This is a genomic window from Paenibacillus sp. UASWS1643, assembly GCF_008693195.1.
GTDB classification, from domain to species: Bacteria; Bacillota; Bacilli; order Paenibacillales; family Paenibacillaceae; genus Paenibacillus; species Paenibacillus amylolyticus_B.
In genome coordinates this window covers 46,189-71,660 of sequence record NZ_VXKZ01000097.1, presented here as the reverse complement: position 1 = coordinate 71,660, position 25,472 = coordinate 46,189, and the positions used below count along the sequence as shown (strand labels likewise).

Sequence of the window (25,472 nt, the reverse complement as noted above, 5' to 3'; positions counted from 1 at the left end):
GCTCGATCAATAGTGTTATGCACGATAATAAAACGGCGACTTTTCCTCTGGAATCTATTCAGGGAGAAGCCGCCGTATTTGTTGTGGAACGTACGCATGGGTACGTTCTCATGTCTATAAATTTTTTAAACTAATGATGAGGCATAGGCATGTCTTTCTTTATTACTGCGATTCACGCTGAGCCAGCCATTCCTTTTTCAACAAGGCATATTGATACGTATTCTCGTATTTCGGTGTGCCATCCTCATTTTTGACAAATGAAATGAACTCCAAAAAAAGACCTTCCCGGCGCATGCCCAGCTTCTCACACAGTTTCTGAGAACGGAAGTTATCATCCTCGACATAGGCGTACAGTCTTCTGATTCCCTGTTCCATAAAGAGATTTTCGATGAAAGCATTGGCGCTCTCACTGGCGTATCCTTTCCCTTCATATCTGCCATTAAAATTCCAACCAATACTATACGTATCTGAATTCGAATCCTTATCCGTATCGGAATCCCGATCTTCCCTCATACCAAACAGCTCACCGATCAACTCGTTACTGTCTTTCAGGCAGACCGCGATGTGGGAATCGTCACTGCTTCTTTTTGCGACCTCTGTCTCCGCGTCTTCCAATGTTAAAATTCGTTGATCCATAAAACAATTCACTCTGGGATTTGCTGTGTATTCCAACAGTCCGGCTGCGTCCGTTACGGTGAAATTTCGCAGGATTAATCGATTGGTTTCAAGTGCTTGCATAAGATATACCTCCGGTTTTCATATCAATAGACTGGCTATGTTCATGTTGTATCTCTTTTTATTTTACGAGACTCCCTATTCGTACTATAACTGGGTATAGTCTTGGGTTTGGCTTTGGTACTGTCTGACCGGGAGAACAATCCCACCAATTTCTCCCTATAGATATAACCGAGTACAAACCCGATTACAGCGATAACAGAAATAATAATGGCGATTGTGTATTGTTGCATATGAATCGTGGATCCTACAACGGTAGATGCGATGATCCACGGCAGACGACCAACGATAAGGATCGTGAAGAACCTAAACGAACTAATCGATGTAAGTGCGGCGACAAATACAAGCATGTCTTTGGGCAAGCCGGGAATTACGAAAAAGATAAATAAAAAAGCGGAGAACTTCTTCTCATCATGAATTAACGACATCCACTTATTATTTTTCTTTTGCATTAGTCGTGAAATATAGGCGCGACCGATATAACGGGTGAAATAAAAGGCGATCGCTGAGCCTATAATCAAGCCTATTGTAGTATACAAGGACCCAATTGTAACCCCATAGATATAACCGCCTGCAATCTGTACCACTTCTCCTGGAATAGGTGCAACCACGATCTGAAGAATCTGGAATAAAATAAACATGACCGGACCCCAATGGCCTGTTGAATGAATATACGCTCTGAAATTGTCCATGGATGACATGATTTTAATAATGGCAGGAGAATAATACACCAGTAAACCAATGGACAACATGATGAACAGACCCAACAATATGTTAATCATTACTTTTTTCGAAGTTTGTGGCATTCCTGACGACCCCTTTGTGTAATAACTTCTACATATTTACAGTATAAGACGAAATTATTAAGAGATACCTACATAACTTCTGAAGAATTCTTAAGTCGATTGTATTTGCTGGTAGTCGCTAATAGCGCATATTATACTGAAATTAGACGGAGGGATCAGATGAGCAAGAAAATTCTAATTGCTGATGATAACAGTGAAATTCGTGAAATTGTAAGGATTTTGTTAGAGAGTGAGAATTATGAAGTGATTGAAGCGATAGATGGTCAAGATGCGATTGATAAAGTGAACGAAGAGACGGATCTCATTATTTTGGATATGATGATGCCCAATAAATCGGGGCTGAAGGCGTGTCTGGAGATTCGCGAAAAAACAAGCGCACCGATCCTGTTTCTCACAGCGAAAACGCAGGATTCTGACAAACAATTGGCCTTTTCCTCAGGCAGTGATGACTTTTTGTCCAAACCCTTTTCCTATACAGAACTTGTTTCGCGGGTGAAGGCTTTACTGCGGAGATATTATATATATCGGGGCAAGGAGAAGATCGAAGAAAAGGACCAAATTATCGTTAAGGATCTTACCGTCCATCAGGATTCAAAAGCCGTGTTTGTTGGGGAGAAGGAGATTGCTCTAACTGAAATTGAATACCAGATTTTGCTGCTGTTGGCTAAGAAGCGACGAAAGGTATTCTCGGCAGAAAATATATATGAGAGTGTTTGGGGGCAACCCTATTTTTATACGTGTAATAACACGGTCATGGTTCATATTCGTAACTTGAGAGGCAAACTGGAGGATGACCCGCAGAACCCTAAATATGTGAAGACCGTTTGGGGGAAGGGGTACAAAATTGAATAGATTATTAATCGGAAAAAAGCTGAAGATTAAACTGGTTCTGGCGGTTGTCATTTCTTTGGTCATTTCCATAAGTGCACTCGTTATTTTACAAGTTGTTGGCGAGACTGTATTGGATAGTTATTTAAGCAAATCCACTTTTGTAGAGAACAGGCAGCAAGATGCGCTTGATCGATTCGAAGCATTTGTGGATAACCAGAACGTGTCAACCCGTGATCATGAGCAATTGTCTGCTTGGATAAGACATGAGCGCTACTTAAATCTGTATATTTTTGCAAAAGACAAATTGATATTTTCCTCCAACACGGAGATTGATCCTGCCATTAATGAAGAACTGTTAACTCAATTCGTGCCATCGAAAATACCCATCACCACCATCCATTTTGCGGATCAGGATGCCCAGATATACTTGGTTAGCTTTTATGAGTATCAATACTACAACCTCATTCTGATTATTGGTGTTTTCATAGCGGCCATTGTGTTCCTTGTTTCCTTTTTACTGATGATTAATAAGAAAACATCTTATATTGGCGTGCTTGAACAAGAGATCAAAATACTCGAAGGTGGAAATTTGGATTATTCGATTACGATATCGGGAAAGGATGAACTGTCATCTCTGGCCCAGAGTATTGATGAGATGAGGAAATCATTTGTGGAGCGGCTGGGCAGCGAGGAGAGGGTCAGGATGGCCAACCGTGAATTGATCACGGCGATTTCCCATGATTTGCGAACACCACTCACGATTCTATTAGGATATATGGATATCATAGAGCTCAACAAATATAAGACACATGAGGATCTGTTGCAGTATATTCATAATAGCCGGGAGAAGGCCTATCAGATCAAAGTGCTGTCGGACAAACTATTCGAATATTTTACGGTATCCTCTGCCGCTGAAGAAGAGGAAGTAGAGTTTGAAATGTATGAGGGCAGAGCGCTTATCGATCAACTCATAGATGAGCAATTAGTGGTTTTGGACGATATAGATGTGCAGGTTCAGACAGATGCACATCATGAGGAGTTTTTGCTGGAAATCAATCTGGTCGCCATGCGTCGCGTAATGGATAACATATTTTCAAATATTCGAAAATACGCCGATCCAGTGCATCCCGTTCATATCCAGATTTCTTTGAAGCAACAATGGGTCATTCTTGAGGTAGAGAATAAGATTAAACGTGTTGGCAAAAAGAATGATAGCAACGAAATCGGGCTCGTTAGTTGTCAGAAAATGATTCAGCAGCACAACGGGACGTTGACGGTGTCGCAGGAAGAAGATATCTTTTCACTACAGATTACGCTACCTGTCATCTTCAACAAACCAACTCAGACTCATATATAACGGATCTCTTGAAATGATACTGATTGTCTTCCGTGGGATTTCTCTGGCTGTCTGATTTTGTTGTTACCTTAGACTGCTGTAGTGGAGAAGCTTGCTAATGGGCATGGGCGAATGAACATCGCTCTACCATTCACACTATACAAAAAGAGCCATGCGACAGCATGGCTCTTACATATATCGTGAGAGGGCAAGCCTCATGTTTTAAACAACAGGTTCATTCTGTTTCTTGAAATATTGTTCAATTAGAAACGCGAGCATCGGTCCTGGCTCAGCCTTCTGTAATTGAGCCTGATCGCCAAATTCCATGAGATACGGCTGTTCCGTAGTACAAGGAGTCCAATGAGGCATCAGCTTTCCGGTGGAGTCCGAACCGTTTGGATCACCTGTAGCAATAAAATTGGATAAATAATTACACATCTGGCGAGCCAGATCATAATGCTTGCCTGTGAAAGGCCGCCAGCATTTGGCGAGTGTCTCGAAGAAGAACCACAGATCGACGGAGTGAAACGTGCCTGGCTGGTCCCAGCCCGGAATCTCGGCGTCGAAGTTATAATAGTAGAGAGGCGTTTCAGACGGGTGACCGCAATTCGCGCGGATGGCGAGCAGAATGGCATGTTGGATCATGCGGACCGATGCCTGTTGCAAAGCATGTTCGATTTGGCTGGTATCAGCCTCGCATAGCTGCAAAAAGGCAGGAGCATCCTCGCCAAACAACTCCACAGCCATCTGCTTCAGTTCTTCCAGATTGGCTGCGGCGGGACGGGTCCAAAATTCGGAAGATGTATGCCCCAGCATTACGGGTATCGCCTCGCGCTCCTGCTGAACAAAACGAGTAAACGGATCGCCTGCGCAGAATTGTTCGTCGATGACGGTTCCCCAGAAGCTTTTGTATTCGAGAGCTTTGTCACGGAGATATTCAGCATCCAGTTGTCTCGCCTCAGCCAGGGAAGACACGCCAAGGAAACCGAAAAATTCAACCCCTGCTTGTTCTGCATCCCTTAGTGTGGAACGGACAGAAGGCACGCGGACCTTCGGGTACAACTCGGTAGCTATACCGCTCATGATGACGGCTCGCTGGAACAAGCCTTTATTTTGCGGAGAGGTCATCTGGCTGAGTACACTTCCTCCGCCTGCCGACTGTCCGCCGATGGTGATCTGGTCTGGATCACCGCCAAAGGCGGCAATGTTGCGTTTGACCCACTGGGTACCTGCTTGCTGATCGAGATGACCGAAGTTGGCGGGTGCATGGGGGGATTCGGCACTAATCTCAGGATGGCACAGGAAGCCAAAGGCATTCAGCCGATAATTAATCGTCACAACGACAATACCTCTACGAGCGATTCGCTCGCCATCAAACTCCATTTCGGCCGTATGGCCGACTTGCAGGCCCCCGCCAAAATACCAGACAAAGACAGGCAGCTTCTCGTCCGTGCGTTTGGCTGGTGTCCAGACATTCAGATACAGACAATCCTCGTCCATGGGCAGGTCGGGATCAACGGCCCATTCGCGAGTATAGATATTGTTATCATCAATGACTGTTGGGGCTTGCATGGAGATGGGGGCAAAATCAAAAGCTTGCAGTACACCTTCCCAGCTCGACTGCGGCTGCGGAGCTCGCCAGCGGTTCTCACCTACAGGAGGTGCGGCAAAAGGAATCCCCTTGAAGCTGGTAATCCGCGGGTCCGCCGCGGGCAGTCCTTGAACTTGTCCATGTTCTACCGTAACCATTCTAAGCATACAACATTCTCCTCTCTGGATTTAGCGTGTAAGCGTTACCGAACATCTGATCAACGTGGCATTAGAAAGGGGGAATCAAGGTTGAATCCGATTTGGCATGAGAGCAGTAGAGCCAGTAATTTGTATTTTATAAGCGGTGGTCACAAGCCGGCCAACGCTCACCAATGGGGGCCAGGTGTGCGTGACGTTTACGCACTGCACTATATTATCCGTGGCCAAGGGACGCTGGAGACGGGGGGGCCGCGTTTTTCGGTTAGTTACGGGTGAAAGCTTTATCATATTTCCGCAAAAAGAGATTTATTATTATCCAGACCCGCAAGATCCATGGGAGTACGTCTGGGTGGAGTTTAGCGGTGAGGATGCCGGGCGGTTGCTGGGGCTGACGCAGTTCTCAGAGGTACAACCCGTGGTGTCGATCTCACCGGAGACACTGCAGCCTTTTTTCCATCTTGCCTGGAACGCGGGTGCATCATCCTATGAATTACTGCGGGCTGATGCCCGTTTGCGTCTGCTGCTCTCCTACTATATGGAGTATTATCCGAAAGAGCCGCAGGTGGACGCCAAGGATTATGTCTGGCTGGCGAGAAAGTACATCGAGCAGAACTACTGGAAGCCAACATTGACCGTCACGGAGATCGTAAAGGCAGTCAATCTGGAGCGCAGCTATTTGTTTCGTCTGTTTAAGGGAGCAACCGGCAAGTCTGTTCTGGAGTATATTACATCCTGTCGAATCGAGCGCGCCTGTGAACTGCTGAAAACGTCGGGCCTGCCAATTCAATCGGTAGCCTATTCTGTCGGATACAATGATCCGTTATATTTTTCCAAAGTATTCAAGAAAGCAACTTCACACACGCCAACGGCGTACATGACGCTCCACCGGACGAAGGTATAACGTTAACGGAACAGGGCGCAGTTCCCGGACTCTCGGAAATAACGGATCAGCTTCTCAATAGGCTCGCGTCCACAGTTCAACTTCACTCCTATACAATCGATGCACAGAAATTGCTGGGCAGAGCGCGAGATCAATTTGAGGTAGATGCCCACATCGTCTGAAGAGAGCGGAACCTGACAGGAGGTGCACAGGCGATGTTGAGCCATTTATTTCACCAGTTTGGCCCGGACGACGAGGCAATCATGTGCTGCGACAACGGGAGCGAAGCGTTCACGGAATACGCCAAGCTCTTTATGTTTCCAGCAGTCATACAGGGACAGGGCATAACCGGCAGCGTAAGGCAGACCCATATCCCAAAATTGCAAAGACAATTCCCGCTGGCTGTCACTCAGGTTGAAGAAACCAATAGCTAGATCTCCATCTGTGAGAACCTTCACCAGCATAAATACATCGTCTGTATGAAACCATTGCGGTTCTGGTTTAATGCGGTAAGCTCCGCGTGCTTCTACATCCTGATTGATAGCGATCAGGTCAGGATTCAGGAGAATATCCTTTGTGATCTGGTTGGCCTTGCGCACGTCACATCCGATCATTAATGGGGAACCCATCATGGACCAAAGTGAGAAGTGGGTTTTATATTCGATGTCGTTGCATCCGCCGATGCTGCCAATATAATCATTGTTGCTTCCACCATACATACCTACAATCAGCATATCCATGTCGTTATGGCAGAAGGAGCCGGTGTAGCTTTGTTTTCCCAGTTGGGACAGGGCAAGTTCCTTCACTGAATCCCAATTGTCACGGATATCGCCGGTGGAGCGGTACATATGAGCACCCGATTCCCGAATCCAATCGTATACATCGTCGGCTCCCCAGTTGCAGGCGGAGAACAGGATATCGCGTCCGCAGTTTTTGAGCGCAAGGCTCATCCGTTTGTACAGCAGCTCTCCTGAGATATGGCGCGGCTTGAAGCAGTAATCATACTTCAAATAATCAACGCCCCATTCGGCAAAAAGGGCAGCATCCTGGAATTCATGCTCAAAGCTGCCTGGATACCCGGCACATGTATGCGTACCTACGCATGAATACATGCCGAACTTTAGTCCTTTGCTATGGATATAATCAGAAAGCGCTCTCATTCCACTCGGGAATTTCTCCGGGTCCGCCACCAGATTGCCGCTCGCATCACGTTCCTTCAGGCTCCAGCAATCATCAATGACAATATACTCGTAACCAGCGGCCAGATAACCTTCCGATACAAACACATCAGCGACATCCCGAATTAATTGTTCGTTAATATCCCACGTAAAGGTATTCCACGAATTCCAGCCCAAGGCAGGGGCAAAGCCTAACACTTGATTGTTGCTCATGCTCTCGCATCCTTCCTCATCTCGGTTTGGTTAACAACACTAAACTGAACATAAACGATGAGCGACGTATCCTGCCATAGCTTAACGTTGCTTGGACATGGACATATGTTGCTCCGCTTGTGCTGGGGAAATTAGCTCTTCCAATCAGGCTCTCGGCAGGTATCAGAAGTTGCCGGTAGAAGCATAAGAAAGGAAAAATGTCTGTCTGCGTAGAAGTTATATCTATCTTTTCAGGGATCTGTGCGAAACGCTGGATAAGGAGTGAGTCAATGATTTATCTAAGCAATTTCAAGTTGTCTTCGCAAATTTCCGGCAACCCCAATATATATCCTGATCATGTATTCAAACATATCTCAGGAGAAGTCCTTATTTTTGATCGAGTCACTGTGCTCTATGGCAGCAACGGCTCTGGCAAATCCACCCTGCTGAACGTGATCGCCAACAAGTTGGGAATTACAGGTTCTGAACGAATGACAACGTATGGAAATAGCGCCTATGTGCAGCGTTTTCTGGATAAGAGCAGTTATGAGCTTGGGCGTGACGAACAGGAGCATGTCATCCGGCAACTGCCAGAAGGGAGCCGATACATCAAGTCAGAGGACATTTTATATGAGATCAAGAAAATTCAGCAAGCAAATGTGCTCCGCGAAGGACTGTTGTATGAACAGTCTCAACAAGGAATGAGCAAGGCCGAGACAGAAGAGTTAGCGCATTCCTATGCATTCAAGAAAAAGCTGGATAACATTCAGTTTTCTCAGGAAAAATACTCCAATGGAGAAACCTCCATGCAGTTTTTCGAAGAGTACCTGCTTCCGGGCCAATTGTATTTATTGGATGAACCGGAAACATCGCTTTCTCCTGTTAACCAAATCAGACTGGCGGAGCAAATCAATGAGTTGGCACGATATTTTGACAGTCAATTTATCATTTCGACGCACTCGCCCTTTGTTCTGGGGACGCTCCATGCTAAAATTTACAATCTCGACAGGACGATTTTGCAAACGGCAGAGTGGTTTGAACTGGACAATGTGCGTTTTTTCTACCATTTTTTTGACAAACATAAGCGTCTGTTCGATCAGGAATGAAAATAATTAAATAGGATTTGGAGTGTTGTGCAATGAATCTAGATGAAGTGATGCAAGAGCTAGAAGCGCTGGGCAAAGAACGAACGAAAAAAATATATATCTCCAATGGTGCGCATGAACCGTTATTTGGCGTGGCAACCGGTGCGATGAAACCAATGGCGAAGCGGATCAAAAAGGATCAACCTTTGGCGGAGCAACTATATGCAACGGGGAATTATGATGCGATGTACTTTGCGGGCGTGATTGCCGATCCTCAAGCGATGACGGAAGCCGATTTTGATCGTTGGATTGATGCTGCTTATTTTTACATGATCTCTGACTTCATCGTTGCCGTTACGCTGGCGGAGACGGATATTGCTCAAGAAGTTTCGGATAAGTGGATCGCCAGCGGAGATGAATTGAAAATGTCAGCAGGATGGAGCTGTTACTGTTGGTTGCTCGGCAGTCGAAAGGATGCTGAATTTTCGGAGAATAAACTGATGGAGATGCTGGAACAGGTCAAAAAGACGATTCACGAATCTCCGGAACGAACGAAATATTCGATGAACAACTTCCTGTATACCGTTGCAACATCCTATCAACCGTTGCACGATCTGGCGGTGGAGACAGCCAAGGCCGTTGGCCCTGTCGAAGTGAACAAGGACATGCCCAAGAGCAAGCTGCTGAATGCCTCTGAGAATATTCAAAAGGCAGTGGAAAAAGGGCGGACGGGCTTCAAGCGTAAATATGTAAGATGTTAATCGCAATCGCTGTAATGTGATAGACTAGAACATCAGGGATGTAACACATACAGGAGGTGCTCGCATGCATGTAAAGAGTGTCTCCCTTTTTGTGTTGTTGTGAATATCACGTGCGTGTGTAACTGAAATCTAGTAACCGTCAAGCTACAAGTTAGTCAACAAATTTTCTGTCGATCCTTTATACTAATAAAGCCAGAAACATATCTAAGGAGTTGCCGAATCCAATATGAATAAAAAAGAAGTCGCGCATATACGCAAGCAGTTTAAACTCGATCACGATCTACTGAATATTTACGATATCCTCAACGTGTATATTACGAAGGAAACCAACGAGGTCTATCACTGGGAGCGTCATCCGTTCGAACTGGTGGACAGAGAGAAGCAGGAGCTGTACATGGGCAATTTCAAAAAATTGCTGACAGGTGATTTGGATCAGAAGTTGTTTGAGTTGAAGTTCCAGGAAGCGGCGGAGGACCCGGCACAGGTACTGCTTCACCAGGCTCTGGTAACAGGTGATCCGGATGAATGGCAGGATCTGATGCTGCTGCTCGTGGATCGAATGTTGGTGGATACGAAGTTTGAGCGGGACATGGTAGCTACGTTTGTGCGAGGACAGTATTATCTGCCAACCAAGGCTAGAAACGAAGCCACGGAAGAGAGTGAGAAGAATGAGGTGTTCGCCCATCCGTTCATTCTGTGCAGCGTAAATTCCACGGAGAAACAGCGGAAAACACTCTTGTTTGATTACGTGGAGAGAGAATTCAAATACAACATTATTGTCGATCCAATTATCAAATTAAGCACGCCAGAGCAAGGGTTCCTGTACCCTAGCGTGACGGACAACTACTCCGATGTGAATCGTGTACTATATTGTACAGGGAAATCCAATTTCCCGGATCCGCATTTTGTTGAAAATGTATTGAATGGAGAAAGATCCGTAACCGCACTGGAAGAACGGGCGATCTTCGAAGATATCGTTAAGGAAGTGGCCGGTGAACAGCTCGATTCAGCCACCATTGCACATGTATATGAGGAGATTAACCGAGTCATCGAGATTAACGAAGAGTCCCATGAGGAAGAACCTCCGAAGCTGGATTATAAAGATCTGGAACGTGTACTGACCGCAAGCGGTATAGAGGATCTGACAACGGAGAAAGTAGAACGTGCCTTCGAAACGATCGTTGACAACAAGAATTATGAAATGAAGGCGACTAGTGTTATGCCGAAGTTCACGTCCAAGTCCATTAAGATTGAAACCAAGGTTGCTACGATTTCGGTTAGCCCACAAGACCTGAGATATGTGAAACAGGTGAACTATCAAGGCAGACGTTGCATCATGATCGAAGTGGACGAAGATGTCGTGATTGAAGGGTTTACCCTTAATACAGAAAAACTTATAAATGAGTGATTGATTCTAGACAATGATGATGTAATATCATCTGACCAGGATGAACGAACGTCCATCTATTGCAAAAAGCCCAAGCCTAAAGTAACACTGAACTGCTCCCTGTCATAGTAGACCTTAGAAGACTACGATAGGAGCAGTTCAGTATGCCAAGGCATGGGCTTTTTTGCTGTTTCATGACTGTCGCAACAGTTGTTTGATATCTGCTGCCGGACTGGAGCCAAGCTCCTCTTGGAGCAATTCCTCCAGCACCAGATACTGTCGCTGCGCTTCGGTTCTTCGTCCAAGCGACAGGTACAACAGGATGATCTCGTGATGAATATCTTCCCGAATCGAATCAATCTGGAGGATACGTTCAAAATAATACAGCGCTCGTAACGGCTCGCCTTCCTTCGCATGATAGTGGGCAGCAGTTTCCATCGTCATGATGAAATCCAGCTCCAGCTGTCTGGACCACGCGAAAGCCCACTCATAATGCCTTCCTTTTAGAAGTTCACCCGTATACAACGTGTCCATCTGCTCGAAGAGCTCGGGGCGATGTGCCGATGCCTGACGCATCTGCCGGAACAAAGCCTCGAACTCGTACAGATCACAGTTAATCGCTTCCCGGTCGATACGGATACCGTTTCTGTCCTTAAGAATGATCGGCACGTCACTGTTATCCCCGATAGCACGCCGCACGTAGTACAGTGTGGAATTGATGTTCGTCCAGGCCTTCTGCGGACTGAGATCCTTCCACAACGTATCAGCCAAGGCATCGCGGGTGGTTGATTTGGTATACAGCAAGAAGGCGAGTAACTCTTCCGTTTTGGGTGTTCTAAGCTTGATGGGACTGTCTGCTCCAACTCCACCGAACACGGTGAATTCACCGAACAGACGAACGTTCAGTTTCGGTTCAGGCACCGCTGGCTCGGGCGTTGTCACGGACTTGTGAAGCTTTTCCTGCAACCGCTGAATGCTGCGGTTCAGTCGCTCTGCCGTGACCGGCTTAATAACGTAATCGTTCACCTCTTTGTCGAAGGCCTGCACCGCATATTCCTCATATCCGGTCACCAGAACGATGGGGAGCGAAGGGTGATGTTTACGTAATTCACCAATGAGGTGCATCCCCGAGATGCGAGGCATCGTAATGTCCAGAAATGCCGCATCGAAGCTATTCCCTGCCGCATATTCACAGGCTTCCTCCGGATCATGAAACGCACGACATACCACGACTTCTCCGCTTTCTGTCAAAATGCGATTCAGTCGCTTGAGCGACAGATCCTCATCATCCACGATGATGACTTTTATCATGTTTCATAACCCCCGTTCCCATCTGTGCTTATACGTTGATTTGGAAGATCAAATGTAATCCGCGTTCCCTCGCCGTCCAGACTTTCCATCTGAAGGTGTCTGCCATACATCAGGTTCAACCGGCTGGAAATATTCCATAGGCCAACGCCGTTACTGCCGTCCGTGGATTGCCGAATTTCGTCCATTCTTTGCTTGGTTATGCCAATTCCGTTGTCCTCAATGGTGAAGCGTGTTTCCGTATCATTCAGATTACGAATGGACAACATGACGCGACCACCGCGAATGCTGGACATCAGCCCGTGACGAATCGCGTTTTCGATCAGGGGTTGCAACGTGAGGGGCGGAATGTCCATGTTTCGGTTCACGTCCGCATCCACATCGATAATGACCTCCAGCCGTGAGCCGAAGCGTGCCTGCTCAATCGCAACGTATGCTTCGATCATCTCCAGTTCGTTCATCAGGCTGGTTTTGGAGTCCAGATGTTTGAAGTGCACACTGCGCCTTAAGTAACTCGATAATTGCAAAATCAATTGTTCTGCCCGATTCGGCGCATCCACGCACAATTCGGCAATGGCGTTTAGAGCGTTATACAGAAAGTGCGGGTTCATCTGTGATCGCAAAAAAGATATTTCCGCATCTCGCGCAGCTTGGACGGATGTTTTCATCCGAGTCAAACCGCCGATCCGTGCCAGCAGTTCCTCCGATTCGAACGGCTTGGATACAAAATCATTGGCGCCTTTCTCCAAGGCCAGCTTCAATTGATTAGCTTTATTACTCGCCGTCAGCATGAGTACAGGCAACTCGGAAGGAGAGAAGCGCTCCCTGATCCGTTCCAGCAATTCGTAACCCGACATGTCAGGCATCATGATATCAGCAATGACGAGATGCACGGCGGGAAGCTGGTCGAGCAGTTCCAGTACCGAAGGTGAGCGTGAAGTGACCGCGTAACTGTATCCTTCCAGCTTCAAGAGATTTACTATGGTCTGCAAATTAGCCGAGTCGTCATCCACAACGATGATCCATTCGTCTTTATTCCCTTGTACAATCGTTGGTTCTTCGAACCGGAGTAGCCGATTACCAGGACCTGTAGGAGCGATGGTAAGCGGCATGACGTTGGAACGTTTCTCTCCTTTTTTCTCTGCCAGCGGAAAGGTCAGGATGAACGTAGCACCCATGCCGGGTGCCGATTCCGCATGAATGGTTCCGCCGTGCAGCTCGACCAGCTTGCGAGTAATGCTCAGTCCTAGACCGGTGCCTCCGGCAACGACTGGCCCCGTATCTGCTTCCTGCTCGAACGGCAGGAAGATATGTTCCAGCTTGTCCGTACCGATACCACGGCCGGTATCCACAATGCGTATTTCAGCTTTGCCTTGCACAACCGCAGCTTTGATGCTTACCGTGCCACGTTCCGTGAACTTAACTGCATTGCCGATTAGATTATGCAAAATTTGAATCAGTCGGTTGCCGTCTGCGTAGATCGGCGGGAAATGCGCAGGGATGCGGTTGATAAGCTCCACCTTTTTCGCGCCAAGCAGGAAGGAGTGCATACGCATGACCGATTCGACAAATGAGTACAGATCGGTTGAAGACCGGTGGAGCGGGATGTCGCCATGTTTCATTTTCGAATAATCCAGCAATTCATCGACCAAATAGGTTAATCGTCTGCCGCTTCCCGTCACGATCGCCAGGTTATGCGCCTGTTCGTCGGTAAGGGGACCTTCGGCACCTTTGAGCAGGCTCTCACTGATGTTCACAATGGCATTCAGCGGTGTTTTGAGCTCATGCGAGGTGTTCGATAGGAAGTCATCTTTAACCTTATCCAGCAAGAGCAGCTGATCTTTGAGCTCACGGACTGTACGATAGGCTTCGAAGAACCGAAGTACCGCCAGAAACAGCATCAGGATGCTGAACAGGACGATGGAGACCTGCCCGATGTTCATATTTTCCTTAAGTGAGATGGAGAAGAGGTTAATGTCCAGACAGTACAGCATGATGCTTAAGAGAGCCGCATACCACAAGAAAGTAGACAGCCGATCACCCTTCTCACTCGTCAGAAACTGTGATGCGCATTGATATAACAACCAGAGCAGCATCACCGTGTACATAACGACAACGTAAGGCGCAGCCAACCCATAGATGGAAATAGGCAGGAGCGCGACCATGCATAAGTAAGCTCCGAAGATAATCAGGATTACCGTTGTAAGCAGACCGGACAGGATGCCTGTTTTGAATCGGTAGAAGTAAAAGGTCAGCAGACCCAGGCATGCAACGGAGCAGAAATCTTTTAATTTATAGAGCGTGCTAAAGGAAATTTCGGTGTTCACCATGGATAACACACGTTCGCTGATCATGCCGTTATAGAGTGCATACAACAGACAGATTAGACCAATCAGCAGCAGGGAATCGTCCCTGTTTCGGTAGAGTGCAGACCCCAGGTAACTGATGAGGAATATAATCGAAATGGTACCCAGTACAGCAAGTGTGCCAAATTCGATAGCTGTGTTGAATTGATGTTTTTTCAGCATGGCTGCTTGTTCGCCGAAAAAGAGTGGACCCGGAATGCCAGCGTCCGTGTAATCGTAATTAGCCACCCGGATCATAATCTCAATGTCACCGCCATGATAGGGGAAAAAGCCAATCTGGGGGGAGTTGCCTGGTCGGTAACCTGCGGATTTTGCCACGGCATGCCCATCTTCCAGCAGCTTGGTGCCATTGATGTAGATTTCGCTGGCAAAACGGATGTTCATTTTTTTGATCGCCAGCGTTCCTTCAACAGGTGCATTACGCAGCACTAGTCGATACGTGGCGAAGCCGTGGGTTGGCAGTCGTTCGCCATTCACTTTAAGTCGATTCCAGGAGCCGGGAACGGTTGCATAAGTGTCGGGTTCTTTCGTTGGACCAGCCTGATTCGATGTTGCAGATTCGTCAGGAAGCAATCGCTCCCAGTAAAATTCCCACTCCCCGTCCAGCTTGATCCGCTCGTCTTGTTCAGGGTCCCAAGCCGAGAGGTCCAGAACACCCTGACGGGCATGAAGCGCAGCAGATTGTGGTTCTCTGATCGTTGACAGCAGCAGTACGGTAATGGCAAGTACAACAGTCAGGACAACGCCTGAAATTTTTAATAACACGAAATGCTGCTCCTTTAGAGGTTGTTTGATCTATTGGCAGATTCGAACCAAATCTCTTGTATTCTATCGGCATTGTAGCGAATATCTCTGGGGGGTGCAATCATATTTCGACAAATTCCTTCATACCCACCCCGTGAATTCCAATATCGATGCTTTTGCAGACTGTGCTTCTGTATGAGCCCCTTTGCGCCAGGCTTTAGGCGATTCTCCCATCAGTTTGGCGAAGCAGCGGTTAAAGCTGGAGATGGATCGGAAGCCAACTTGCTCGGAGATGGATAGAATGGACGCCTCGGTGCTTTTTAATCGTTTGCATGCCTCTTCAATCCGGGTGCTGTTCAGAAAATCAAGCGGTGTGGTTCCCATAATTTCATGGAACTTGCGGCGAAAATGCGTTGTACTCAGATGACACAGATCAGCGAGATAATCGATGGTCACAGGCATCATATAGTTTTTGGTGATAAACTCCAGCACGGGTGAGATGACCAAGTCCCCTTGGAGGTCTCGTTCCCGTTCCTGATCCTGAGATGACAAGCGCTCGCTGCTCGCATGAATTCGAAGCAGTTCGATATATAGAGATATCAACAAGCCATACGCGCTCTCCCGATAATAGGGGGACTGCTGCTGTATCTCTTCCACCACTGATGTTGCGAGTGTGTGAATTTTGGGATGCTGTTCCTTATTCAGAATGCAATTGGTTCCCTGAATCGCCCATAAATTCGGTTCAATGTGAGTTTGTGCTGTTTTGAGCGAATGGCGGAAGAGTTCTTCCGGTGAAAAAAAGATATAAGCCCACAGGCTGGCGTTATTAGGTGAACTGTACGTGGTATGCGGAAGATAGCGGGGAATGAACGTGACATCGCCTGCCCGAAAAGGCACAGATTCTCCCTTAATCTCCATGATTCCTCCATCGGAATAACAGATGCCAATCTCCATGTGGTTATGGAAATGAAGATGCTCACTCTTGATATCGGATATTCTCCAGCGGTCTCCACTGAGTAACAGGACAGGGAAATCAATGGGCAGACTGTAGTGACGATATTCAATGACAGGTTTCTTCGGTTTGGGCATTTTCGAGGACTCCTAGGTATAAATGATTGAAATTGCGTAGTTTTGTTATGAATATGCTTAGAATGAGACTATTTTACTGCGTACAATGGAATAAGTAAAGCGTTTACAAAAATGGACGGACACCTCTCAGGACGCACTTGGGGGCGTGTGCGCAGCGAGAGGGGAATAACAATGCTTCAAGTGAAATATGACCGGGAACAGATTCTAAACGTAATCGAGAACGTTACCAAGAAAACACTGGATATGGATCTGACATGGGATTGGCCCGGCGGTGTGGCGTATTACGGTGTATCCAGAGCCTACCAAACGACAGGCAACCAAGAAATACTGGACAGGCTGGTGAAATGGGCAGACGAATATATCGAGCTGGGTCTGCCAAGTTGGACGGTAAATACGTGTGCCATGGGCCATGTGCTCATCACTTTATATGAAGAAACGGGAGATCAGAAATATTGGGATATTGTCCTCAGCAAGGTCGATTATCTCCAGAATCATGCACTTCGCTTTGGAGACAATGTGCTTCAGCATACGGTATCCGTTTCCAATGATTTTCCGGAACAGGCTTGGGCGGATACCTTGTTTATGGCGGCATTTTTCCTGCTCCGTGTAGGTAGCAAATTAAAAGATGAAGCCATGATTCAGGATGCGCTGAATCAGTACTACTGGCATATCAAATACCTTCAAGATCCGAGCAGCAGTCTGTGGTATCACGGTTATAACCATATCAACAAGGACCATATGTCCGGATTTTACTGGGGGAGGGCGAACGCTTGGGGCGCTTATACAATGTCTCAAGTGAAACCACAACTGAAAGACTGGTATCTGTATCCGCAGTGTATGGATGTAGAGTGTGCACTTCGCGATCAGTTGGCGGCTCTCAAGCTGGTACAGACCGAGAATGGTTTGTGGCGTACGGTTTTGGATGACGAAGAATCGTATGAAGAGGTGTCGGCTTCCGCGGGTATTGCAGCAGCCATGATCAATAACGGCAATCCACTGCATACCAAATACGTGCAAAAGGCACTGGAAGGTATCCTGAACAACATAAGCGAAGATGGACGCGTGCTTGGTGTATCTGGCGGTACGGCGGTGATGAAGGATCGGGATGGTTATCGCAATATTCCAAAAGACTGGATTCAGGGCTGGGGTCAGGGCCTGGCACTCGCTTTTCTGTCCGATATGTTGAGATAGGGAGGGAACCACATTGTTCAAACCAACCAAAGGCTCCTTTACACTACCGGGAGAATCCGGTTATGAGGCACTGACGCTGGAACTTGCCGATCGCTGGGGTGCCGATGTGATCCGTGACAGTGACGGTACAAAGTTGTCCGATGAGATTATCAATGCCGGATACGGCATCTATTCAACCATTTGCATTATTCGGGATCATAATGAGTGGGCATCCCGTAATCTGGATAAACTGCAGCAATGTTTTCTCATTACGAATCCGAAGGTCGCTGTCCAAGATTATGTATCCATCTATCTGATGGAGGACTTCTTCGCTGAACAATTCAGGGTGAATGATTCCAAAGAAGCGTTTAAATATTGGCAGGTTTATGATCGAACGACTGGGGAAGAGGTACCTAGAGGACAATGGAATTATGAAAGGGAATCTGGCAATGTTGTCATTACTGGTGTTGCTCCTTGGCATAAATACACGGTGAGTTTCATGGTCTATCGGATCTGGGAAGAGATCTCCATGTACAATCATACGACGAATAATTGGGATAAAGAGCATCTGATGCAGATTGACCCGATCTATACGGAAACGCAAACGTATCTACTAGATTGGATGGAAACGTGGTGTCAAAACCATCCGGAAACAACGGTTGTACGTTTTACCTCCTTATTCTATAACTTCGCCTGGATCTGGGGCAGTGATGAACGGAATCGCCATCTGTTCTCGGATTGGGGTTCATACGATTTCACGGTAAGTTCGAGAGCACTGGATCTGTTTGCTCAGAAATTTGGGTATTCACTCTCAGCCGAGGACTTTGTAAATGGCGGTAAATATCAGGTCACTCATATGCCTGCGGATCAGCGCAAACTGGACTGGATGGCATTTATCAATGATTTTGTCATTGAATTCGGTAAGAAATTAATTGATATTGTGCACAAACATGACAAGCTGGCATATGTCTTCTATGATGACAGCTGGGTGGGCATGGAGCCGTACAATGATCGCTTTCAGGAGTTTGGATTCGACGGCATGATCAAATGTGTGTTCTCCGGTTACGAGGCAAGAATGTGCTCAGGCGTTAAGGCTGATACCCATGAGATTCGCTTGCATCCCTACTTGTTTCCGGTTGGCTTAGGCGGGCTTCCTACCTTCAAAGAGGGAGGAGACCCTACCCTGGATGCGAAGAAATATTGGATTAATATCCGGCGTGCGCTGCTGCGTGAGTCGATTGACCGGATTGGACTGGGTGGATATTTGCATCTGGTTGAGCCTTACCCGGACTTTGTGGATTATATCGAGAAGATCGCCCATGAATTCAGGGAAATGAAAGAGCTGCATCAGGCTGGAAAGCCTTATCAGATCAAAACAAAGGTAGCCGTGCTGCATAGCTGGGGCAAGTTAAGATCGTGGACCTTGTCCGGTCATTTTCATGAAACACATATGCATGATCTGATTCATGTGAATGAGGCATTAGCCGGGTTACCGGTTGACGTGCAGTTTATTGATTTTGAGGATATTCGTCAGGGTGTATTGAAGGATGTAGATGTTGTCATCAATGCCGGCTCTGCAGGTTCAGCATGGAGCGGTGGAGAGCATTGGAGTGACCACAAGGCTGTGGACTTATTGACCCAATGGGTGTATGAGGGTGGTACCTTTATTGGCATTAACCAGCCTTCGGCAATGGATGGGTACGACAGCTATTTCAGAATGGCCCACGTGCTTGGGGTGGATGAGGATACAGGCGCCAAAGTTGTTCATGGAAAATGGTCGTATGAGGTTAGTGATGAGTATGGTTTGGTGCCTGAGGGGGCCAGCATACTTCCGAAAAAGAACATTTATCTTACTGATGGATCAGCAGCTGTAGTGAGTGAAACGGATGGTCAGATCACACTGTCCACACATGCTTTTGGAAAAGGAAAAGGGATCTACCTGCCTTCCTTTGAATTCAGCTGGGCAAATACAAGACTGCTTCTGAATTTGATTCGATTTGCGGGCAATGAATTCCATGAAACAAAGTACATCACGGATAACTTGTACACCGAGTGCGCCTACTACCCTGAGAGCAACATATTGGTTGTGATCAATAATAGCGATCAGGTTCAGTCCACGACGATCAGTACAGAGCATGGAAAACAGACCATGGAATTGGACCCGTATGATACGGTGATCACCAAAATTGGTTTAACAAAATCGGTATCCCCATAGCATGATGACTCGATAGACCGTATCCCTTAACCAGGGATCGGTCTATTTTAGTTATTAGGGCGTGTCTGAAAACTCCGAAGGAAGAAGATTTTATCGTACGGAAAACGATGCAAGATTTCCTCCTGGTCAAATCAGGTTTTGCATATCATGTGGACCAGTACGAAATGCTCTTGAAATTATAACGTGATACCCGTTTCGACTTAGGATCAGATCGGGTTCATACAAAAATATGTGGGGGTGTTAGTGTCTTTCTTGCTGGGCAGTAAATCGGGAAGTTGATTAAAGGGCTTCCCGGAAATCCTGGATTGCAGTATCCAACCCTTCCTGTACTCGTTATAATAATGTTGATATATGACATGGTTAGAGGAGACAAAGACATAACATGAGCCGAAAGACATACTGTAAGCGTATTCAGTTTCTGGATGATTGGAGTCTCAAAACCAAGTTGTACATATTGTTCATTTTTTGTGTGCTGGTCCCGGTCCTGGTCACAAATACCGTGTTTTACCTAAGCATCAAAGGTAACATTGAAGAGAAGGAGCATAGCCGATTCAATGAAATGCAGCAAAGGATCAAGTTCAACCTGCGGAACAGTATAGACAATAGCTTGTATGTGTCCAATTTTCTCTATACCGATGGAACGCTGAACCGTTTCATGGAGTTCAAGTATCGCGATCAGGAAGACTATTACTCTGCCTACTATGATATGCTTAGCAACAACAATCTGGTCAGGTACTATTACAGCTACCAGCAGGTGAATCAAATTACGTTTTATGTTGGCAATGATACCTTCGTCAATGGAGGAAACTTCATTAAGCTGGATGATGAGGTGAAGAAAAGTGATTGGTATCAAGCGCTGATGAACACAAGCGACCATATCATGATCTATTCGTATTTTGACAAACAGCAGGCGGAGATGTCGCAAAGTCAGGGAGGACGCAAAGTAAGCATTATTCGTAAGCTGGATTACTTTGGGGAGCAGCAGGTTGAAAAGGTGTTAAAGGTTGATCTGGACTACGCTTTCATCAACAAATCGCTTAAAAATGAGGGGGCAAATGGGAAGGTGTATGTCGTTTCGGATGGCAGGGTCATTTTCTCGAACGATTCCGAAATGAACCAGACGCGCCAGCCATTTAATCTGATTGCGAACAGTCCAATTGATCCTGTTCAATCCATGCAATCGATTCCCGTCGTATCCGAGGATTGGCAGATTTTCGTCAGCACGGAGAAATTGGACGTTCTGTCGGAGATTGTTAATTCCAAGCTTAATTTGACTTTGCTGATCATTCTTAATCTGTTGGTGCCCACACTGCTGATCTGGTTGATATCCAGATCACTGGTCATCAGAGTTGATCGGATAGCGAAGCACCTGGATCAAGTGAAGCATGAGAAATTTGAAGTGATATCGGGACCTGTGGGCAAGGACGAGATCGGTAGCCTGACCCATAGTTATAACATGATGGTCATCAAGATCAAGAACTTGATTGAAATTGTGTTTAAGGGTCAAGTGGAGCGGCAAGCCCTTGAGCTCTCCAAGAAGCAGGCGGAGCTGAAAGCCCTTCAGAGTCAGGTGAATCCCCATTTCATGTTCAACACGCTTGAAACGATCCGTATGAGGAGTTTGATCAAGGACGAACTTGAAACCTCCGATGTCATTCATAAACTGGCACTGCTGTTACGTCAGACGATCAATTGGGGTGATGATCTGATTACAATCGCAGAGGAAATCAATTTTGTGGAGAGTTATCTGAGTATCCAGCAGTATCGCTTTGGTGAAAAGCTGCAATTCGCAATCCGGATCACAGACGAATCCATTACTGCCATGATGATACCCAAACTAACCGTTCTCACCTTTGTGGAGAATGCTTGTATCCATGGCATTGAGGGGACGTCGAATGATGGGGTCGTAGAGGTATTATTCGAAATTCGAAGTAATGAACTATACATTTCCATTCGAGATACCGGAGTTGGTATGGATCAGGACAAGCTGGCCTCGCTCCGCAAAATGATGCAAGACCCGAGTATGGATCGGATGAGCGAGCTTAGCAGCATTGGTATGATGAATGCATATATTCGGCTGCGGATGTATTTTGATGATTTCGTTCAGGTGCACATATTCAGTGAAAAGGGGAAGGGAACAACGATTGGCATTCAAATTCCTCTTATGCAGGCATCTCAAGAATAAGGAGCGAGGATATGATCAACGTGCTGATTGTGGACGATGAGCCATTTATTCGCCAAGGACTTCTATTGTTAATTGATTGGGAGTCTTACGGATTTCAGATTTGCGGTCAGGCTTCCAATGGCATGCAGGCATTGGAGTGCATACGCGCTATGCAGCCCGATCTGGTGATTTCCGACATTAAGATGCCGGAAATGGACGGATTACAGCTTGCCAAAACCCTGTACGAGCAATATAGCGGTGACATCAAGCTGATTCTTCTAAGTGGATTCTATGAGTTCGGATATGCCAAGCAGGCTATTAAATATCAGGTGGATGACTACATTCTCAAGCCTATTGTGAAGACCGAATTGGTTCAGGTGCTTGAGGAGTTCAAGGTCGCATTTAATGCGCGGACGGAAGAGAAGCGATATCAGCAAAAAAAAGATCGGATTATTATGGCTCAGCATATGCAGTCAATCTTGCTTGGGGTGGCTGAGGAGGATGCTGTTACGAGTCTGCAGCCCCACTATCAAGATGCCGGCATACTGCGTTGCATCCTGATTGAAACGGAAGCTGGTCCAGAACAGGGAACGGATTGGTGCGCTCGGGTTGAGGCAAGGGTGGGCAAGCCCTTTCCGGGACAAATTTTGAAGCCGTTCACAGGTGATAAAAATGCGGTTCTGCTCATTGTTACGGACCTGATGGTGAACCGTGAGGCAGTGACCCTGGAGCAATATTTGACCCGATTACATGCCGATCTGAGCCATGGTCAAGAGACGGCTATTGCTTGTTATGTCGGGAAGGAAGTACATGAGTTGGAGGCGCTGCACGAGTCTTATCAATCCTGCGGCATAATGAAAAGCTTACGTTTCTTCACCACTTGCAGGCCCATTTATTACTTCGAACTTATGGATACGACCTTATTTGTTAATCGGCCGGGACAGTTCGAAAAACAATTGTTTGATGGGCTAGTCAAGTCTATTGAGGAACAGCAGACGGATGAGTTATACAGTCATGCAAAGGCAATTTTCCAATTTTTTCTGGATGAGCGAATCGAGCCGGGTATTGTCCGTATCCACTTGCATTATTTGGCATACACATTGCTGGATCTCGTGAATAACGATGCGGTTACTCCAGATTCCGGGCTGATGGAATCGACTTTTCTGAAGGTGAACTACGCGATGTTATCCATGGAGGAAAACATTGAACATTTATGCGAATTCTCGCTCATGTGCGCAGAGAAACTGAAGGAGCAGCAAAAGTCGAATGCGATGGGCGTATTAGCCAAAATTGAGGCCTTCATTCACGAGCATTACAGAGAAAATATCAGCCTGAAATTGCTCGGGGAGCAGTTTTACATGAATAGTGCATATCTGGGTCAGATTTTCAAAAAGCATTTCTCGATCAGCTTCAGTGATTATTTGAATCAATTGCGTATTGAGGAAGCCGCCCGGCTGTTGCGCAGAACAGATCAGAGAGTATACGAAATCGCAACAATGGTGGGATATCGGGATTCCGATTACTTTATTAGCCGGTTCGAGAAACTCATGGGGGAGACTCCTGCACAATATCGTAAAAGTGCCCATGCTGCGTACTCTCTGGATTAACATCCTGCACTCCTTGACGGAGCGGCGGGATATTTTTTTCGCAGATGCTGGAATTAGTGGGATTCCATCTATAGTTTATCCCGTTGAGAGGGGCATGGAAGCATGATAATTTTAAGTCAGCCTTTGGAAAGCGCTTTCCAAAAAGCTTCTGTCAATATAATCGATGGAGGGGTCATGATGAAAAAGGATGTTAGAAAAAGAATCAAGTATAGTGCTCTGCTCGCTTTAATACTGGTCATCGCACTCGCTGGATGCACACCGGGATCGTCCTCGAAAGGGGAAAAGACAGCAGATGGAAGGGAATTGAAACAATTTTCCGCATTTTTTGCCGTACCGGGAAAAATTGCGCCTGACGATAATCGGGTGTTAAAGGCTATTGAGGAGAAAACAGGCGTACGAGTCACGATGGACTGGCTTACGGGCCAAACAGCCAAAGAGCGAATTGGAGTACTCATTGCAGGCGGCGAATATCCCGATTTTATCGATGGGAGTGATGGTACTCAGCAATTGGTAGCAGCAGGGGCGTTAGTACCACTTGAGGATTACATCGATAAATATCCAAACATCAAAAATTACCTGGGCGAAGACTGGAAGAAGATGAAAAATACGACGGATGGACATATCTACTTCATTCCTCAATTCGGCAATATACAAGAAAAATCGATGAAAGTATCCCATGACGGAGAAGCGTTCTGGATTCAGAAGGCCGTACTGGAGTGGGATAATTATCCGACAATCAAAACGCTTGACCAATACTTCGACTTGATTGAACGGTATAAAGCAGCTCACCCGACCGTTGATGGTCAGCCAACAATTGGATTTGAAATTATCTCCTATGACTGGCGTTATTTCGCACTGGAGAACCCTCCGCTCTTCATGGCTGGTTATCCTAACGAAGGCGCAGCCATCGTTGATAAAGAAACGCTGACGGCCAAAAACTATAATACCATTCCGGAAGCGAAGGCATATTTCAAGAAAATTAATGAGGTCTATCATCAAGGCCTGGTCGATAACGAAACCTTTACAGCAAACTATGATCAATATATATCCAAAATTTCAACAGGACGTGTGCTGGGCATGGTGGATCAAGGATGGCAGTTCCTTGACGCCGAGGCATCACTCGTGAAGCAAAAATTGTATGACAAAACCTATGTACCGTTATCCATTACACTCTCCGAGGATGTTAAAGGGCGTTATCAGAACAATCCAATCCTTAACGTGAATGGTGGCTTGGCCATTACAAAGAGCTGCGAGGATATCGAGGGAGCACTTCAATATATTAATGATTTGCTGGACCCTGAGATGGAGGTATTGAGAACCTGGGGGCAGGAAGGCGTGGATTACCAAGTCGATGACAAAGGTGTGTTCTCCAGGAATGAAGAGCAACGTGCGAATTCCAAAGATCCGGACTGGGTGCTGGCGAATACGGGAAGCCCACTGGTCTATTTCCCGCATCATGAAGGCATGACCGCTGACGGGAAGAATGCCCTTGACCCTAAGGAGCAGCCGGAAGAGTACCTTGCCACATTAAATGACATCGACAAAAAAGTACTGAAGGCTTATGGATATACGAAGTTTACCGACTTCCTGGAGCCTGCGGAGGAAAATGAACCGTGGTTCCCGATCTATACTTATAATTTCGAACCAAATAAACCGGAGACCATCGCCAAACAGAAGATGGACGATGTAAAACGCAAATGGCTGCCAAAAGTGATTATGACTTCACCAGCCGAATTTGATAAAGCTTGGGAAGAATATCAAGCCACGCTCAAGGAAAGAGCAGATATTCAAGCGTATGAAGATGCGCTGACGGAAGAAGTCCGCAGACGCATGGAACTGTGGGGATAGGGGCCTGACACACAGAAAGGC

At 46.5% G+C, this 25,472-nt stretch carries 20 protein-coding genes; 12 read left to right on the top strand and 8 right to left on the bottom strand.

Annotation, left to right across the window (positions count from 1 at the left end):
- Positions 1 to 162 precede the first annotated feature (162 nt).
- Together FE296_RS05980 and FE296_RS05975 are read right to left on the bottom strand one after the other, a co-directional pair.
- Complete coding sequence (locus FE296_RS05980; protein ID WP_124118589.1) at positions 163 to 738, bottom strand: GNAT family N-acetyltransferase; 576 nt, start codon at positions 736 to 738, stop codon at positions 163 to 165.
- A gap of 41 nt (positions 739 to 779) precedes the next feature.
- Positions 780 to 1,541, bottom strand: coding sequence for a TVP38/TMEM64 family protein (locus FE296_RS05975; protein WP_150364495.1), 762 nt, complete (start codon positions 1,539 to 1,541; stop codon positions 780 to 782).
- 159 nt (positions 1,542 to 1,700) lie between these two features.
- Between FE296_RS05975 and FE296_RS05970 the strand changes: the two genes are divergently transcribed.
- Together FE296_RS05970 and FE296_RS05965 are read left to right on the top strand one after the other, a co-directional pair.
- On the top strand, positions 1,701 to 2,393 hold the full coding sequence (locus FE296_RS05970; RefSeq protein ID WP_124118591.1) for a response regulator transcription factor: 693 nt from the start codon (positions 1,701 to 1,703) through the stop codon (positions 2,391 to 2,393).
- On the top strand, positions 2,386 to 3,729 hold the full coding sequence (locus FE296_RS05965) for a HAMP domain-containing sensor histidine kinase (RefSeq protein ID WP_124118592.1): 1,344 nt from the start codon (positions 2,386 to 2,388) through the stop codon (positions 3,727 to 3,729). The genes FE296_RS05970 and FE296_RS05965 overlap by 8 nt, the downstream gene beginning before the upstream one ends.
- 201 nt (positions 3,730 to 3,930) lie before the next feature.
- Here the strand turns inward: FE296_RS05965 and FE296_RS05960 are convergent, their stop codons facing one another.
- On the bottom strand, positions 3,931 to 5,466 hold the full coding sequence (locus FE296_RS05960; RefSeq protein WP_150364494.1) for a carboxylesterase/lipase family protein: 1,536 nt from the start codon (positions 5,464 to 5,466) through the stop codon (positions 3,931 to 3,933).
- Positions 5,467 to 5,547: 81 nt separating this feature from the next.
- On the opposite strand from FE296_RS05960, the gene FE296_RS33215 reads away from it, so the two are divergent.
- Entirely contained in the window at positions 5,548 to 5,733 is a 186-nt protein-coding gene (locus FE296_RS33215; RefSeq protein WP_223868784.1) for a cupin domain-containing protein, read from the top strand.
- Positions 5,648 to 6,358 carry a helix-turn-helix domain-containing protein gene (locus FE296_RS05955; protein ID WP_317889400.1) on the top strand — a complete coding sequence of 237 codons (711 nt, stop codon included), beginning with the start codon at positions 5,648 to 5,650 and terminating at the stop codon, positions 6,356 to 6,358. The genes FE296_RS33215 and FE296_RS05955 overlap by 86 nt, the downstream gene beginning before the upstream one ends.
- A gap of 2 nt (positions 6,359 to 6,360) precedes the next feature.
- On the opposite strand, the gene FE296_RS05950 is transcribed toward FE296_RS05955, so the two are convergent.
- Both FE296_RS05950 and FE296_RS05945 read right to left on the bottom strand, forming a co-directional pair.
- The gene (locus FE296_RS05950; protein WP_074093540.1) at positions 6,361 to 6,564 is read right to left on the bottom strand and encodes a hypothetical protein; all 204 of its coding nucleotides are present in this window, start codon (positions 6,562 to 6,564) and stop codon (positions 6,361 to 6,363) included.
- Positions 6,565 to 7,728, bottom strand: coding sequence for a glycoside hydrolase family 27 protein (locus FE296_RS05945; protein ID WP_150364493.1), 1,164 nt, complete (start codon positions 7,726 to 7,728; stop codon positions 6,565 to 6,567). It lies immediately after the preceding gene.
- Positions 7,729 to 7,997: 269 nt separating this feature from the next.
- On the opposite strand from FE296_RS05945, the gene FE296_RS05940 reads away from it, so the two are divergent.
- The 3 genes from FE296_RS05940 (at position 7,998) to FE296_RS05930 (ending at position 10,961) form a co-directional block, all read left to right on the top strand.
- Complete coding sequence (locus FE296_RS05940) at positions 7,998 to 8,813, top strand: AAA family ATPase (RefSeq protein WP_150364492.1); 816 nt, start codon at positions 7,998 to 8,000, stop codon at positions 8,811 to 8,813.
- 32 nt (positions 8,814 to 8,845) lie between these two features.
- A complete protein-coding gene (locus tag FE296_RS05935) occupies positions 8,846 to 9,553 on the top strand; it encodes a DNA alkylation repair protein (protein WP_150364491.1) in 708 nt (235 codons plus the stop codon).
- A gap of 226 nt (positions 9,554 to 9,779) precedes the next feature.
- Positions 9,780 to 10,961, top strand: coding sequence for a DUF4317 domain-containing protein (locus tag FE296_RS05930; RefSeq protein ID WP_036668338.1), 1,182 nt, complete (start codon positions 9,780 to 9,782; stop codon positions 10,959 to 10,961).
- Positions 10,962 to 11,132: 171 nt separating this feature from the next.
- On the opposite strand, the gene FE296_RS05925 is transcribed toward FE296_RS05930, so the two are convergent.
- The 3 genes from FE296_RS05925 to FE296_RS05915 all read right to left on the bottom strand — a co-directional run bounded on the left by FE296_RS05925 (position 11,133) and on the right by FE296_RS05915 (position 16,447).
- Entirely contained in the window at positions 11,133 to 12,251 is a 1,119-nt protein-coding gene (locus FE296_RS05925; RefSeq protein WP_150364490.1) for a response regulator, read from the bottom strand.
- On the bottom strand, positions 12,248 to 15,379 hold the full coding sequence (locus tag FE296_RS05920) for an ATP-binding protein (protein WP_150364489.1): 3,132 nt from the start codon (positions 15,377 to 15,379) through the stop codon (positions 12,248 to 12,250). Before FE296_RS05920 ends, FE296_RS05925 begins: the two co-directional genes overlap by 4 nt.
- 120 nt (positions 15,380 to 15,499) lie before the next feature.
- Positions 15,500 to 16,447: an AraC family transcriptional regulator gene (locus FE296_RS05915; RefSeq protein WP_150364488.1), complete on the bottom strand. Its 948-nt coding sequence runs from the start codon at positions 16,445 to 16,447 to the stop codon at positions 15,500 to 15,502.
- A 171-nt stretch (positions 16,448 to 16,618) separates the two neighbouring features.
- Between FE296_RS05915 and FE296_RS05910 the strand changes: the two genes are divergently transcribed.
- From FE296_RS05910 to FE296_RS05890, 5 genes are all read left to right on the top strand, one after another.
- Positions 16,619 to 17,638 carry a glycoside hydrolase family 88/105 protein gene (locus FE296_RS05910; RefSeq protein WP_150364487.1) on the top strand — a complete coding sequence of 340 codons (1,020 nt, stop codon included), beginning with the start codon at positions 16,619 to 16,621 and terminating at the stop codon, positions 17,636 to 17,638.
- A 13-nt stretch (positions 17,639 to 17,651) separates the two neighbouring features.
- Entirely contained in the window at positions 17,652 to 19,832 is a 2,181-nt protein-coding gene (gene gnpA, locus FE296_RS05905; protein WP_150364486.1) for a 1,3-beta-galactosyl-N-acetylhexosamine phosphorylase, read from the top strand.
- A 382-nt stretch (positions 19,833 to 20,214) separates the two neighbouring features.
- The gene (locus tag FE296_RS05900) at positions 20,215 to 22,017 is read left to right on the top strand and encodes a cache domain-containing sensor histidine kinase (protein ID WP_150364485.1); all 1,803 of its coding nucleotides are present in this window, start codon (positions 20,215 to 20,217) and stop codon (positions 22,015 to 22,017) included.
- Between the two features lie 11 nt (positions 22,018 to 22,028).
- On the top strand, positions 22,029 to 23,603 hold the full coding sequence (locus FE296_RS05895) for a response regulator (protein WP_150364484.1): 1,575 nt from the start codon (positions 22,029 to 22,031) through the stop codon (positions 23,601 to 23,603).
- A 177-nt stretch (positions 23,604 to 23,780) separates the two neighbouring features.
- Positions 23,781 to 25,451, top strand: a complete 1,671-nt coding sequence (locus FE296_RS05890) for an extracellular solute-binding protein (protein ID WP_150364528.1) — start codon at positions 23,781 to 23,783, stop codon at positions 25,449 to 25,451.
- Positions 25,452 to 25,472 lie beyond the last annotated feature (21 nt).